The following is a 14,240-nucleotide window of genomic DNA, read 5'->3' as shown; positions in this document are numbered from 1 at the left end:
CTTGCAACGGCGTGATGTTGGAGTCATGGCGGTGTTATGCGCCTGACTGAGTATCTCCGCGCCAATGCGCCCTTTCTGACGGCTGGTGCCATGCTCACCTTCCTGTCGTCCTTTGGGCAGACCTATTTCATCTCGCTTTTCGCAGGGGAAATTCGGTTGGCCTTTGATCTGAGCCATGGGGCTTGGGGCGGCATTTACATGGTCGGCACAATGGCATCTGCGGCGGTGATGGTCTGGGCCGGGGGTCTGACCGATCTGTTCCGCGTGCGGCTTCTGGGGCCGGTGGTTCTCGTGGGGCTGGCGCTGTCCTGTCTGGCAATGGCGTTCAACCCATGGGTATGGGCGCTGCCCGTGATCATCTTTGCGCTGAGGTTCTTTGGGCAGGGCATGTGCTCGCATATCGCGGTCGTGGCCATGGCGCGCTGGTTCGTGGCGACCCGAGGACGCGCCTTGTCGATTGCCACGCTGGGATTTGCCGTGGGAGAGGCTCTGGTGCCTTTGACCGTGGTCGCCGCCATGACAGTCATGGCCTGGCAAAGCCTCTGGATCATCGGCGCGCTAATCTGCATTGGTGCTGTTCCGATTCTTGGCCGACTTCTGGCACAAGAACGTACCCCCGCTTCGCACGCCGAAACGGACGTGTCGCTGGGCATGTTCGGTCGGCATTGGCGTCGCATGGACGTGCTGCGCCACCCGCTGTTTTGGTGCATGGTTCCCGCTGTTCTTGGCCCTGCCGCGTTCAACACGGCTTTCTTTTTCCATCAGGTGCATGTTGCCGAGGTCAAGGGGCTGGAACACTTGGTCTTTGTCAGCTTCTTTCCGCTTTATACCGCCGTCGGCATCACCTCGATGGTGGTGTCAGGTTGGGCGCTGGACAAGCTGGGGACCGCGCGGCTGACGCCGTTCTATCAATTGCCGATGGTCGTGGCATTTCTGCTGTTTGCCGTTAGCGAAAGCCCAGCCGTGCTTGCCTTGGGTTTTGTCTTCCTCGGGATCACGTCAGGTGCAAATTCGACTCTGCCCAACGCATTCTGGGCAGAGTTCTATGGCACAGCCCATATCGGTGCGATCAAGTCGATGGCAACGGCGGTGATGGTTCTGGGGTCCGCCATAGGCCCTGGCATGACGGGCTTGTTGATCGACATCGGCGTCGGCATTGAAACACAGTTCATCGGCGTCGCCGCGTATTTCTTCGTCACCACTGCTTTGATGGTTTTGGGAATCACCCGCGCTGCGCGCGACCTGCCTTTGGCCCAAGTCGCCACCGAAATCAGAACGCAGCAGCCGTAACCAAGGCGACCACGATATAGCGCACTGTCTTGGCAATACTGACCAACAGAAAAAACAGCCAGACGTTAGTCCTCATGACCCCGGCCACAATGGTCAACGCGTCGCCTAAAGGGGCCCAACTGAACAAAAGCGTCCAGACTCCCCATTTGAGATACCATGCCCGCGCTTTGTCCAACTGTGCGTCGGACACCGGGAACCAGCGTCGCCCACGATACCGTTCGATCACCCTCCCCAAAGCATAGTTGAGCCCGGAGCCGAGAATGTTTCCAACACTGGCAAAGAGGATGATCCATTCAATCGGAATGTCGCCGCGCAATTGAAGCGCAACGAACACGATTTCGGATTGGAACGGAAGAATGGTCGCCGCCCCGAACGCAACGACAAAAAGACTGCCGAGTGAGAGCAGATCACTCCACATAAGGCATCCGGGGCAGGATCAAGCTTTAGTCCTGTTCGGCCGCAACAGGCTGACGCTCAGGCATCGGATCGCGGGGTGGGCGGCCGATGACATCGCGCAGTTCGTCAAGTTCGATAAAGTTGTCAGCCTGACGGCGCAGTTCATCCGCAATCATCGGCGGCTGACTGCGGATCGTGGACACGACAGACACCCGAACGCCCTTGCGTTGCAGGCTTTCAATCAACGGACGGAAATCGCCATCGCCCGAGAAAAGGACAATGTGATCCACGTGCTCGGCCAGTTCCATGGCATCGACGGTCAGTTCGATATCCATGTTGCCTTTGACCTTCCGGCGACCTTGGCTGTCGGTATATTCCTTGGCCGGTTTCGTACGCATGTTGAAACCGTTGTAATGAAGCCAATCAACCAAGGGGCGGATCGGCGAATACTCGTCATTTTCCAGAAGCGCTGTGTAGTAGAAAGCGCGCAGAAGTTTGCCTCGGCGCACGAACTCCTGACGCAACAGCTTGTAGTCGATGTCGAACCCAAGCGACTTAGCGGCCGCGTAGAGATTTGAACCATCAATGAACAGCGCCAAACGCTCGTCTTTGTAGAACATGAATTGAGCCTTTCAAAAATAGACGCGACCGGACCGGCAATCGGGAGTGGTGGATCCGAGGGCGCATGGCCAAGTCGCGTCCGGTGATTTAATGGTTTGACATAGCATCGCAAGGTGAGAATTTCGGACACTCTCGCACATATGACAAAATTATGAATGATTTTTACATCGCCATGGGCGCGAATTTGCCGTCAGGCAAGTGTTCGCCAAGGGACACTCTGAATGCTGCCATCAGTGACTTTGGCCAAAGAAATATGATGGTTGAGGGCATAAGCGCATTTTATCGCACGCCGTGTTTTCCGGCTGGTGCAGGGCCAGATTACATCAATGCGGCCGTACATCTTAAGTCTGACCTGTCATCCAAAGATATGCTCGCGCATCTTCATGAAATCGAAGCAAAGCATGGTCGGCAACGCCTCCAGCGTTGGGGGATGCGCACGCTCGACCTGGATTTGGTTGCCTGTGGCGACTCGATCTTGCCCGATTTGGCGACTTTTGAACATTGGTGCACCCTATCGCCAGATTTGCAGCGGCAAGCGGCCCCAACCGATCTGATTTTGCCACACCCCCGATTGCAAGACCGTGCATTTGTTCTTGTGCCGCTTAGGGATATTGCGGCAGAATGGACGCATCCGGTCCTGAAAAAGACTGTGATCGAGATGTGCAATGCGCTCGCGCCAGAGGCTCTGGCCGAGATTGTTGTGCTCGAACCCTGATATCGACTTGTATTCAGCCTATCACAGCGATATCTAACAACCTCTCAAAGGCTGCCCGATGAATTGGAGTTCCCATGGCCCGCGTGACGGTTGAAGATTGCGTAGACAAAGTCCCAAATCGTTTTGAGCTCGTTATGCTTGCGGCGCATCGCGCTCGCGAAGTGTCTGCAGGTGCTGCAATCACGGTTGATCGCGACAATGACAAGAACCCTGTTGTTGCACTTCGTGAAATTGCGGACGAAACTCAATCAGCGGACGAACTTCGCGAACGTCTGATCGAATCGAACCAGACACAAATCGAAGTCGACGAGCCGGAAGAAGACGCAATGGCGCTGCTTATGGGTGCAGAACCTGACAGGCCCGCCGACGACGATCTTTCCGAAGAAAAACTGCTCCGCGCGCTGATGGAGGCGCAGGGTCAGGGCTAAGGCCTGCCGCGATGCGGGCCGCATGAGAATGAGGCGCCGATGATCGCGGCTGACGACCTTGTTGCGCTGGTGCGCAACTACAACCCAAAGACCAACGAGGTGCTCATTCGCGCGGCCTATGATTATGGCCGCGAGATGCATGAAGGTCAGTTCCGCCATTCCGGCGAACCCTATTTCTCGCACCCTGTCGCTGTCGCCGCCATTCTGACCGAGCAACAGCTTGATGATGCAACGATCATCACCGCCCTTCTGCACGACACCATCGAAGACACAAAATCCACCTATTCCGAGGTGGCCACGCGATTCGGCAATGAGGTTGCCATGCTGGTCGATGGCGTCACCAAGCTGACCAATCTCCAGCTTTCCAGCTCCGAGACCAAACAAGCCGAGAACTTCCGCAAGCTCTTCATGGCCATGTCGAAGGATTTACGAGTCATTCTCGTCAAACTCGCCGACCGTCTGCACAACATGCGGACAATCAAGGCGATGCGGCCAGAAAAGCAAATCCAGAAAGCCCGCGAAACGATGGACATCTATGCGCCTCTCGCAGGTCGCATGGGGATGCAATGGATGCGCGAAGAGCTGGAGGATCTGGCGTTCCGGGTCTTGAACCCAGAAGGCCGCGCCAGCATCATCCGCCGCTTCATCACGCTGCAAAAAGAAACCGGCGACGTGATCCACCGGATCACCGGCGACATGCGGCACGAATTGGAAAAGGCGGGCATCGAAGCCAAAGTGTTCGGTCGCGCCAAGAAACCCTATTCGATCTGGCGCAAGATGCAGGAGAAAGAGATCGGATTCTCCCGTTTGTCCGACATCTACGGCTTTCGGATTATCACGCGCTCCAAGGCAGAATGCTATGCCACACTGGGCGTGATTCACCAAAGGTGGCGCGCGATTCCGGGGCGCTTCAAGGATTATATCAGCGAGCCCAAATCAAACGGCTATCGGTCGATTCACACAACCGTTTCAGGCCGTGATGGCAAGCGCGTCGAGGTGCAGATTCGCACCCGCCAGATGCACGACGTCGCTGAAACCGGGGTCGCCGCACATTGGTCCTATCGCGACGGTGTGCGCAGCGAGAACCCGTTTGCGGTGGACCCTGCAAAGTGGGTGGCGTCGCTGACTGAACAGTTCGACGGCGAGGATGATCACGAAGACTTCCTCGAAGCGGTCAAACTCGAGATGTATCCCGACAAGGTGTTTTGCTTCACACCGAAAGGTGACGTAGTGAAACTGCCACGAGGCGCAACACCTCTGGATTTCGCATATGCAATCCACACTCGGATCGGTTCCGGCTGCGTCGGTGCCAAGGTCGATGGCATCCGCGTGCCGCTTTGGACCCGTCTCAAGAACGGACAATCCGTCGATATCGTCACCGCCGAAGGCCAAAGCCCGCAGGCGACGTGGTTGGACATCGCAACGACGGGCAAGGCGAAATCAGCCATCCGACGCGAACTTCGCGAGGCGGGGCGCGAACGCTACGCGCAATTGGGCCGCGAATTGGCGCGCTCTGCTTTCGAAAACGTTGGCAAAAAAGCCAGCGACAAGGTTCTCGAAATGGCCGCGCGCAACCTGCGTATCCCGGACGCGCAAGAACTTCTGGCGCGCCTAGGCAGCGCGGAGATGTCGGCGCGCGAAGTGGTCGCCGCCGTTTATCCCGATCTGGCACCAGAACCATCCGATTTCATCGAAATGCAAAGCGCCGTCATCGGCCTCGGCAAGGGCCAGGCCTTTGATCGTGCGCCATGTTGCCAACCCCTTCCCGGTGAAAGGATCGTTGGAATCGTCCAACGCGGCAAAGGCGTGACCGTTCATTCAATCGACTGTGGCGCGCTGGCAGCCTACGAAGATCATCCGTCGCGCTGGCTTGATCTGCATTGGGCTGCGGGGAACCACCCACCAGTCTATGCGGTTTCCCTTGAACTGACGATCGGCAACGATGCCGGTGTACTGGGACGGATTTGCACATTGATCGGAGAAAAAAAGGCCAATATCTCTGACCTGATTTTTGTGGATCGCAAACCGGACTTTTACAAACTGCTTCTAGACATCGACCTGAGTGATGCAAACCATCTCCACGCGGTCATGTCGGCGCTCGGAGCGGAAAGTGATGTGGCGTCCGTAGTTCGGCGGCGGAATCCTGCATTGTCGACTCAAGCGGCTGCGGCCGAATAAGAAGATCGAAGGGACGCGAGTTGGTATTCAAACGGCGGGACAGGCGGTCGATCTTGACCACCCTCCGTGAGGCGCTTTGGCCGCGCGGCGGCTGGACTCGTGCCGCACGGTATGTCCAGCACCGTTTGAACCGCCTGCCCGATCCCCCGGAACGGATTGCACGCGGCATCTTTGCTGGCGTCTTGACGACCTTTACCCCGTTTTACGGCCTTCATTTTATCACGGCTGGCATCATCGCTTGGGTGATGCGCGGCAACATCCTAGCTGCACTGCTGTCCACCTTTTTCGGCAATCCGCTGACCTATGTACCCATCAGCGTGGCGTCATTGCAAACCGGCTACTGGCTTTTGGGTCTCGGGGAAATCCGGCACAGTCACGGCAGTATTGGTTACAAGTTTGCGAAAGCCGGGGAAGACCTCTGGCGCAACTTCATGGCCATGTTCACCGACGCCACCGCAAATTGGGAAGGCTTGCGCATCTTCTATGACGAGGTGTTCTTCCCTTGGCTCGTCGGGGGCATCCTTCCCGGCATCCTTTGCGGTCTGGTTTGCTACTATCTGTCTGTGCCGCTGATCCGCGCTTACCAGAACCGTCGCAAAGGCGCGCTCAAGGCCAAGTTGGCCTCGTTGAAGAAAAAGAAGAAACAGGCTGACGACGGGCAAGCGGCGGACTAGGTTCAGCCTCAATAATGGAGGCGAGAATGACTGACAATGCAGGCCGCTTGCGGCTCGGTGTGAATATCGACCACGTGGCCACCTTGCGCAATGCGCGTGGAGGCGACCTTCCCGACCCTGTCCGCGCCGCTCAATTGGCAGAAGAGGCTGGCGCCGATGGCATCACCGCGCACCTCCGTGAAGACCGCCGCCATATCATCGACAGCGACATCGACCGCCTTATGGAAACGCTGCGCGTGCCGCTGAATTTCGAAATGGCCGCGACCGAAGAAATGCAGAAGATCGCGCTGCGCCACAAACCGCACGCAGTATGCATTGTCCCCGAGAAGCGCGAAGAACGGACAACCGAAGGTGGTCTTGAGGTTGCGCGCGAGGAAAACAAGCTGGCCGGGTATATCGCTCCCCTGCGCGAGGCTGGGTGCCGCGTGTCTATCTTCATCGGCGCGGACGAACGCCAGATCGCAGCGGCCCATCGCATTGGCGCGCAAGTCATCGAACTGCACACCGGGGCCTATTGCGACGCCCACGCCGAAGGCGATTTCGAAACCCGTGATCGTGAATTGGAGATGATGCGCGAGATGTCCGCCTATGCCCATTCGCTGGGTCTTGAGGTTCATGCAGGACACGGGCTGAACTACGACACCGTCGCACCTGTCGCGGCCTTCCCCGAGGTGGTCGAGCTCAATATCGGACACTTCCTGATCGGAGAGTCGGTGTTCCGCGGGCTTGGGCCAGCGATCGCGGAAATGCGTCGCCTGATGGATGCAACACGGGCCTGACGAGGGAGTATGGCCCGCCCGCTTCTGACTTATCTGGCGATACTGATCGCGGGCGTTTCGATCCTTGTGCTCGAAGTTGCCCGATCCGGCGTAACGTTCACGGATCGTTTCGTTGGGCCAACACCGGTGACCACACTGGCACAGGACGGCGCTGACGGGCCAAATGTGGTTATTGCCCACGGATTTGCCGGATCGCGCGAGATGATGCAGGGCTACGGTCTGATCCTCGCGCAGGCGGGGTATCGCGTGCACATGTTCGACTTCGAAGGCCATGGCGCGCACCCCTTGCCGATGTCGGGCGATGTGACACAGATCGAAGGCACAACCCGCCTTCTGATGGACCAGACACGCTCGGTGATCGACGATGTGGCAGACGGCACACCCGTCGCCCTACTGGGTCATTCGATGGCAACGGACGTTCTGATCCGCGTCGCTTTGGAAGCAGACACCGGCCCCCTTGTCCTTCTGTCTGCCTTTTCGCAGGCGGTCACGGCGGAAGAGCCAAAAGACATGCTGCTGATCTCGGGCCAGTGGGAACCGCATCTGCGAGACTTCGGCGTTGATGCGGTGCAGATGGTGAACGCCGACGCGCAAGAAGGCGAAACCATCCAAAAGGGCGATGTGATCCGGTCAGCAATCTTTGCGCCGTGGACAGAACACGTGTCGATCCTGCAATCCCGCGCCGGGCGTCAGGCTGCGCTGGATTGGCTGAACCGCGCCTATGGGCGCGATACGCTGGTATCGGCTCCGCCAACGGGTTGGGCGTTTTTGGCCTTGATGGCGTCCATCACGGTACTGGCGTCCCTCTTGGCGCGGCTGGTCGTCCCGGAAGCCCCCCTGCCACCCAGCCATCAGCCGGGTATCCTGCGATATCTCGGCACTCTGCTTGTGCCCGCAATCCTTACGCCCTTCATCGCACTGCCGCTGGATTTCGGCGTCTTGCCTGTGTTGGTCGCAGATTATCTGGCGATTCATCTGGGTGTGTTTGGGTTGCTCAGCCTTGCCATGCAACGCTGGCTATGGGGTCGGCTCACGCTTGGCTGGCCCGGAGTGGAGCCGTTCACACTCGCTCTCGTGGCTTTACTCGTTTGGGGGATCGGCGTGTTCGGATTTGCACTGGACGGCTACGGCGCCAACTTCTTTCCGATCGCGGAACGCCTGCCGATCATCGCCGCCTTGGTCATTGGAGCGATCCCGTTCATGGTGGCCGATGCGCAACTGGTCTGGAAAGCGCCGCTCTGGCGGCGCATCGCGGCGCGGATCGCGTTGTTGGTGTCGTTGGGCATTGCCGTGGCTCTTGACCTGGAAGGGCTGTTCTTCCTGCTAATCATTGCACCCGTGATCCTTCTGTTTTTCTTTGTCCACGGTGCGATGGGGCGCGCTTTTGGCAAACGCGCCGGGCCCCTGTTGGCGGGGATTGCACTTGGGATCATCCTAGCCTGGGCGCTGGGCGTCAGCTTCCCCATGTTTGCAACCACCGGAGGTGGGACATGATCATCGGCATCGGTACAGATCTTGCGAATATCGAACGCATCGCAGCTACGCTGGATCGGTTCGGTGACCGCTTTCGCAATCGCGTGTTCACCGAAACCGAGCAGCGCAAAGCCGAACGCCGCCGCGATGTGGCGGGCACTTACGCGAAACGCTGGGCCGCAAAGGAGGCGTGCTCCAAGGCGCTTGGCACTGGGCTGCGGATGGGCATCGCTTGGAAAGACATGTCGGTGCGCAACCTGCACACAGGGCAGCCCATCATGGAGGTCACCGGCTGGGCGAAAAAGCGGCTGGATGACCTGACACCCGAAGGGCATATGGCAATCATTCACGTGACCCTGACTGACGATCACCCTTGGGCGCAGGCCACCGTGCTGATCGAGGCACGGCCTAAGTAACCGGCGCTTGGCTTGACACCCGCGCCGCCCCCGCTCATGAAGCGCGGGACAACCGAGCAGAAGGCAGGAACATGGCGTCTGAATCCAAGAAAAGCGGCGGGATCGTCGAGACGATCAAGACCATCGTCTATGCCCTCCTGATCGCCGGGGTGTTCCGGACCCTATTCTTCCAGCCTTTCTGGATTCCGTCTGGATCAATGAAGGACACTCTTCTGATTGGCGATTTCTTGTTCGTCAACAAGATGTCCTACGGCTATTCCTATGCCTCCTGCCCGTCGCTCTACCTGCCGAACTTCGGCATCGACGTGGATGCAAAGGATTTGTGTGGCTGGGCCGATGGCGACAACAGCCGCTTGTTCGGATCGGAACCCGAACGCGGTGATGTCGCCGTGTTCCGTCACCCTGTTTCCGGACGCGATTTCATCAAGCGCGTGATCGGCTTGCCAGGTGACGAGATCCAGATGATCCGCGGCGTGCTGCACATCAACGGCACCGCGGTTGAACTGGCACAGCAACCCGACTTCGAGGAAACCGCCTCGCCCCAAGGTCCGCAAGGTCTGCGCCCGCGCTGCGCCAATGGGCCTGTCGGCACGGGCGGCACCTGCATCAAGGAACGCTTTGCCGAAACCCTGCCCAATGGTCGGACCCATTCAATCCTGAACATTGGCACACAAGGGTCGGACAACACACCGGTCTACAGCGTGCCAGAAGGCCATTATTTCATGATGGGCGACAACCGCGACAACTCGTCGGACAGCCGCGTACCCAGCGTCGCGGGTGGCGTCGGCTTCGTGCCCTATGAAAACATGATCGGCAAAGCAAACCGCGTCGTGTTCTCGTCTGCCGGATCGTCCATGCTGTTCTTCTGGACATGGCGTGGCGACCGCTTTTTCGAGAAGATCGAGTAGTGAAGCTTTCGGCTGACCTTCAGGCGCTCTCGGCGCGTTTGGGGCATCGGTTCGAACGCCCAGAATTGCTGGTGCGCGCCGTGACCCATTCGTCGCGCGCCGGAGTGAATCGCGAAGACAACCAAAGACTTGAGTTTCTTGGTGACCGGGTGCTTGGGCTGGTTATGGCCGAAGCGTTGCTGGCAGAGGACAAAGGCGCCTCTGAAGGTCAACTCGCCCCGCGGTTCAATGCCCTTGTCCGCAAAGAAACATGTGCTGACGTGGCACGTCAGATCGACCTTGGAGACTCTCTCAAACTGGGCCGGTCCGAGATGATGTCTGGTGGGCGGCGCAAACAGGCGCTGCTTGGCGACGCGATGGAGGCCGTGATCGCTGCGGTCTATCTCGATGCCGGGTTTGACACTGCCAAAGGCATGGTCCTGCGGCTTTGGGGCGACAGGATCGGGTCCGTCGAAGATGACGCGCGTGATGCCAAGACCGCCCTACAGGAATGGGCGCAGGCCCGTGCCATGCCACCGCCAAGCTATCGCGAACTGTCGCGAGAAGGCCCGGATCACGCCCCGGTTTTCGTAATCGAGGTCCGCCTCGAGGATGGCCAAACAGCCAAGGCGAAAGCCGGGTCCAAACGTCAGGCGGAACAAGCCGCGGCCAAAACGCTGCTTGCCACTGTCGAAAAGAACGCGCCTTGAGCGACAACCTGCGGGGCAGCCTGTTCATGGTGCTGGCCATGCTGGGCTTTGCCATAGAAGACGCGTTCTTCAAAGCAGCGACGGGCACGGGGGATGTCTCTGCCGGAGTCGGGACGATGCTCTTTGGCATCTTCGGCACCAGCTTCTTTGTTCTTTACGCGCTCTGGATCAAGGAGCCTCTGGTCAGCCGCGCCTATGTCCAAGGCCCGCTTTTGATCCGGTCCGCGTTCGAAATTCTGGGCCGCCTGTTCTTTGCCCTCAGCCTTGCCTTTGCGCCCTTGTCGACCACATCCGCCATTCTTCAAGCAGCGCCATTGGTTGTCACATTGGGTGCAGCGCTGGTTCTCAAGGAAAAGGTCGGGTTACGGCGTTGGGTAGCAATGTCCATCGGCTTTGTCGGCGTTCTTTTGATCCTGCGGCCCACGCCCTCTGGCTTTGACGCAACAGCGGTCTTTGCCATCTTGGGCATGATCGGCTTTGCCGGACGCGACCTGATGACCCGCGCCAGCCCGCCCGAAGTGTCGGCGACGCAGCTTGGCATTCTGGGGTTTCTAATGGTTTTCATCGCCGGGGTCGTGATCACCATGTTCGAAAGCGCCCCTATCTCCGCGCCCAGTGTGCCTGCCTTGACGATGCTGATGGGCACCGGACTGGCCGGGTTAGTGGGCTACAGTGCCCTGACCAAAGCGATGCGCACCGGAGAAGTGTCGGTTGTGGCCCCGTTCCGATATTCGCGCCTCTTGATCGCGCTGGTCTTTGCCTATCTGATCTTCGGCGAACGGCCCGACGCGCTGACGCTGATTGGGGCTACATTGATTGTGGGCAGCGGCGTCTACACCTTGGTGCGCAGCGGGCGCAAAGACAGGGCTGGCTCTGCACCAAGATCTGGCGTATGACGCCGGACTTCTAAGGATGGATGCACCTATGACCACGCGCGCCGGTTTCGTCGCTTTGATCGGAGAGCCCAATGCGGGCAAATCCACGCTGACCAATCAGATGGTCGGCGCGAAAGTGTCGATCGTGACCCACAAGGTGCAGACCACCCGCGCGCGCATCCGCGGTGTCGCCATCGAAGGCGACGCGCAGATCGTTCTGGTGGACACGCCCGGCCTGTTCAAACCGCGCCGCCGTCTGGACCGCGCGATGGTTGCTGCAGCTTGGAGCGGAGCGTCGGACGCCGACATTGTCGTGCTCCTGATCGAAGCACATCGCGGCATCACTGAAGGTGTTGAGGCGATCCTTGAGAACCTTGGCGAGGTCGTGGGCAAACGCCCGGTCGCACTCGCCATCAACAAGATCGACCGGGTCGAGGCCCCGCGCCTGCTCGCCCTGACCCAACAGATGAACGAAAAGTTCCCTTTCACTGAAACCTTCCTCATCTCGGCGGAAAAGGGTCACGGCGTCAATGCGCTGCGCAAATGGCTGGCCGCGGAACTCCCCGAAAGCCCGTGGCTGTATCCCGAAGACCAGATTGCCGATCTGCCCTTGCGCATGATCGCGTCCGAAATGACCCGCGAAAAGCTGACGCTGCGCCTGCATCAGGAATTGCCCTATCAGCTGACTGTCGAGACCGAGCACTGGGAAGAACGCGACGACGGATCAGCCCGGATCGATCAGATCATCTACGTGGTCCGTGACGGTCACAAAGGTATCGTACTTGGCAACAAGGGCGAAACTATCAAAGCCATCAGCAAGGCCGCGCGCGAAGAGCTTGAAGAGTTCCTTGGCCGACGCATTCACCTCTTTATGCAGGTGAAAGTCCGCGAGAAATGGCTGGACGAGGCCGAGCGCTATTCCGAGATGGGTCTTGATTTCAAGGACGGCAATGGCTGAGGCACGCCTCGCCAGCGGCTTCTGGGTGCACGCCTACATGCGCCGTCTGTCCTTGTTCGACATCCCGGCATTTGTGACTGCTCATGGAGATGACACGGCGGGGGCCGTGTTGGTGAAGCTGAACACTCTGGACGGTCGGGCCAAGGCGTTCATGCGCCAATACGACCTGATGACAGGCGCCCGCGCTTGGCAGGTTCTGGCGGACGGTTCCGAATCAGATGTCGATGCCAGCATCGCAAAACAGCGCAGCTTTGACAGCGACCTTTGGGTTATCGAAGTAGAGGACAGGGCCGGGCGGCATCTTCTGGATGAAGACGGGCTGTCGGGCTAAGTTCCTACCATGGATTGGCGCGATACAGGTATCCTTCTGAGCAGCCGTCGACATGGCGAAAGCGCAATGATCATCGACGTGTTCACACCCGAACGCGGGCGTCACGCGGGCGTGGTGCGGGGCGGTGCGTCGCGCAAAGTTGCGCCGATCCTGCAACCGGGGGCGCAGCTTGATCTGGCGTGGCGGGCACGGCTTGAGGACCATCTGGGCAGCTTTACCGTGGAACTCCAACGTTCTCGCGCGGCGATTGCCATGCAGAACCGTACGACGCTGGCCGGTCTGAACGCCACGCTTGCACTTTTGGCATTCGTCCTGCCCGAACGTGAACCACATCCCGTCTTGTATGCTCACACACAGAACCTGCTAGACTTGTTGGATCAGACAGATCTTTGGCCGCTGGCCTATCTGCGCTGGGAAACCGCACTGTTGGATGATCTGGGGTACGGTCTCGATCTGAGCTGTTGTGCCGTCACCGGGGCGACCGAAGGGCTGATCTATGTCTCCCCCAAATCTGGCCGTGCGGTATCCGCCAAAGGCGCGGGCGATTGGGCCGACAGGTTGCTGCCTTTGCCCAGCGCCCTACACGACGGCGGCGCAACAGAGATTTCCGATATCGCAGACGCTTTGGGGCTGACGGGCTACTTCCTCGAACACAAGCTGGCAGCCGGCCAAGTGGGCAAACCGCTGCCCGAAGCGCGGGCGCGGTACATAGACATGCTGAACCGCGCAGTGACCGAGCCAAGAACAGCCTTTTGAACAGTCACATTTCACGCAGGATGAGCGAAGTTTTGAAAACACCAAAACGCCGCCTTTTCAGTCACACGTAGGCACGATAGGTAAAGGGCATGACGATGACGGTGCCAAATATCTTGACTGTCTTGCGCCTTCTGGCTGCGCCGGGAGTGGCTCTCATGTTCCTCTACTTCTCGCGCCCAGCTGCAGATTGGTTTGCTCTGACCCTTTTCGTGCTGGCCGCCATAACAGACTGGTTCGACGGCTACCTCGCCCGCGCCTGGAAGCAGGAAAGTAAGCTGGGTGCGATGCTCGATCCGATCGCCGACAAGGCGATGGTTGTGATCGCCCTTATGGTCATCGTGGGCTATTCATCAATGTCGCCTTGGCTGGTATTGCCCGCGACCTTCATCCTATTCCGCGAAGTCTTTGTCTCGGGCTTACGCGAATTTCTGGGGGACACGGCGGGCACACTGAAAGTAACGCCGCTGGCCAAGTGGAAAACCACACTCCAGATGGTCGCCATTGCAATCCTGTTCGCACAGGGCGTCTTTGAACACTACCTTGGTATCTCTGCCATGGGCATGAGCCCCGAGATAGTTCAAGGTGTGATGATGGGCGATATTGAAGACTTGCACGGTCTTTGGTGGAAACATGCCGGAATGGTCTGGACAGGCAATGCAGGTATCGTGCTGCTATGGCTTGCGGCTTTCCTTACCCTGATCACTGGCTGGGATTACTTCCGCAAGGCCGCGCCGTTTTTGAAGGATTGACCAG

Annotated in this window: 17 protein-coding genes; 15 read left to right on the top strand and 2 right to left on the bottom strand. The window is 58.8% G+C overall.

All coding sequences use genetic code 11. From position 1 onward, the window contains the following. Positions 1 to 36: 36 nt before the first annotated feature. Positions 37 to 1,290 carry an MFS transporter gene (locus tag ACK3EW_RS00855; protein ID WP_493808091.1) on the top strand — a complete coding sequence of 418 codons (1,254 nt, stop codon included), beginning with the start codon at positions 37 to 39 and terminating at the stop codon, positions 1,288 to 1,290. Here the strand turns inward: ACK3EW_RS00855 and ACK3EW_RS00850 are convergent. Together ACK3EW_RS00850 and ACK3EW_RS00845 are read right to left on the bottom strand one after the other, a co-directional pair. Further along, complete coding sequence (locus tag ACK3EW_RS00850; RefSeq protein ID WP_439118574.1) at positions 1,271 to 1,708, bottom strand: YqaA family protein; 438 nt, start codon at positions 1,706 to 1,708, stop codon at positions 1,271 to 1,273. The two genes, ACK3EW_RS00855 and ACK3EW_RS00850, sit on opposite strands and share 20 nt — an antisense overlap. A 25-nt stretch (positions 1,709 to 1,733) precedes the next feature. Beyond that, entirely contained in the window at positions 1,734 to 2,306 is a 573-nt protein-coding gene (locus ACK3EW_RS00845; protein WP_085627916.1) for a LabA-like NYN domain-containing protein, read from the bottom strand. A 152-nt stretch (positions 2,307 to 2,458) separates the two neighbouring features. Between ACK3EW_RS00845 and folK the strand changes: the two genes are divergently transcribed. The 14 genes from folK (at position 2,459) to pgsA (ending at position 14,236) form a co-directional block, all read left to right on the top strand. Continuing rightward, positions 2,459 to 3,022: a 2-amino-4-hydroxy-6-hydroxymethyldihydropteridine diphosphokinase gene (gene folK / locus ACK3EW_RS00840; protein WP_493808090.1), complete on the top strand. Its 564-nt coding sequence runs from the start codon at positions 2,459 to 2,461 to the stop codon at positions 3,020 to 3,022. A 74-nt stretch (positions 3,023 to 3,096) separates the two neighbouring features. Beyond that, positions 3,097 to 3,450: a DNA-directed RNA polymerase subunit omega gene (gene rpoZ / locus ACK3EW_RS00835; RefSeq protein ID WP_085627914.1), complete on the top strand. Its 354-nt coding sequence runs from the start codon at positions 3,097 to 3,099 to the stop codon at positions 3,448 to 3,450. A 39-nt stretch (positions 3,451 to 3,489) separates the two neighbouring features. Further along, positions 3,490 to 5,628, top strand: coding sequence for a RelA/SpoT family protein (locus tag ACK3EW_RS00830; protein WP_493808089.1), 2,139 nt, complete (start codon positions 3,490 to 3,492; stop codon positions 5,626 to 5,628). Positions 5,629 to 5,648: 20 nt separating this feature from the next. Next, positions 5,649 to 6,302 (top strand): DUF2062 domain-containing protein, encoded by a 654-nt coding sequence (locus tag ACK3EW_RS00825; protein WP_493808088.1) that lies wholly within the window; start codon positions 5,649 to 5,651, stop codon positions 6,300 to 6,302. Positions 6,303 to 6,328: 26 nt separating this feature from the next. Beyond that, the gene (locus ACK3EW_RS00820) at positions 6,329 to 7,081 is read left to right on the top strand and encodes a pyridoxine 5'-phosphate synthase (RefSeq protein ID WP_493808087.1); all 753 of its coding nucleotides are present in this window, start codon (positions 6,329 to 6,331) and stop codon (positions 7,079 to 7,081) included. A gap of 9 nt (positions 7,082 to 7,090) precedes the next feature. Next, entirely contained in the window at positions 7,091 to 8,575 is a 1,485-nt protein-coding gene (locus tag ACK3EW_RS00815) for an alpha/beta hydrolase (RefSeq protein WP_493808086.1), read from the top strand. Further along, positions 8,572 to 8,970, top strand: coding sequence for a holo-ACP synthase (acpS, locus tag ACK3EW_RS00810; protein WP_439118579.1), 399 nt, complete (start codon positions 8,572 to 8,574; stop codon positions 8,968 to 8,970). Before ACK3EW_RS00815 ends, acpS begins: the two co-directional genes overlap by 4 nt. A 71-nt stretch (positions 8,971 to 9,041) precedes the next feature. Next, positions 9,042 to 9,878, top strand: a complete 837-nt coding sequence (gene lepB / locus ACK3EW_RS00805; RefSeq protein ID WP_439118580.1) for a signal peptidase I — start codon at positions 9,042 to 9,044, stop codon at positions 9,876 to 9,878. Next, positions 9,878 to 10,567 carry a ribonuclease III gene (rnc, locus tag ACK3EW_RS00800; RefSeq protein ID WP_493808085.1) on the top strand — a complete coding sequence of 230 codons (690 nt, stop codon included), beginning with the start codon at positions 9,878 to 9,880 and terminating at the stop codon, positions 10,565 to 10,567. Before lepB ends, rnc begins: the two co-directional genes overlap by 1 nt. Further along, positions 10,564 to 11,463 carry a DMT family transporter gene (locus tag ACK3EW_RS00795; RefSeq protein ID WP_493808084.1) on the top strand — a complete coding sequence of 300 codons (900 nt, stop codon included), beginning with the start codon at positions 10,564 to 10,566 and terminating at the stop codon, positions 11,461 to 11,463. The genes rnc and ACK3EW_RS00795 overlap by 4 nt, the downstream gene beginning before the upstream one ends. 28 nt (positions 11,464 to 11,491) lie before the next feature. Beyond that, positions 11,492 to 12,400, top strand: a complete 909-nt coding sequence (gene era / locus ACK3EW_RS00790; RefSeq protein ID WP_085627905.1) for a GTPase Era — start codon at positions 11,492 to 11,494, stop codon at positions 12,398 to 12,400. Beyond that, entirely contained in the window at positions 12,393 to 12,731 is a 339-nt protein-coding gene (locus tag ACK3EW_RS00785; RefSeq protein WP_493808083.1) for a DUF1491 family protein, read from the top strand. Before era ends, ACK3EW_RS00785 begins: the two co-directional genes overlap by 8 nt. Before the next feature lie 9 nt (positions 12,732 to 12,740). Beyond that, the gene (gene recO / locus ACK3EW_RS00780) at positions 12,741 to 13,487 is read left to right on the top strand and encodes a DNA repair protein RecO (RefSeq protein WP_493808082.1); all 747 of its coding nucleotides are present in this window, start codon (positions 12,741 to 12,743) and stop codon (positions 13,485 to 13,487) included. An 89-nt stretch (positions 13,488 to 13,576) separates the two neighbouring features. Beyond that, positions 13,577 to 14,236, top strand: a complete 660-nt coding sequence (pgsA, locus tag ACK3EW_RS00775) for a CDP-diacylglycerol--glycerol-3-phosphate 3-phosphatidyltransferase (RefSeq protein ID WP_493808081.1) — start codon at positions 13,577 to 13,579, stop codon at positions 14,234 to 14,236. Positions 14,237 to 14,240 lie beyond the last annotated feature (4 nt).

Source organism: Marivita sp. NO-S04, from assembly GCF_059070475.1.
This window is presented reverse-complemented; position numbering and strand designations above follow the sequence as displayed.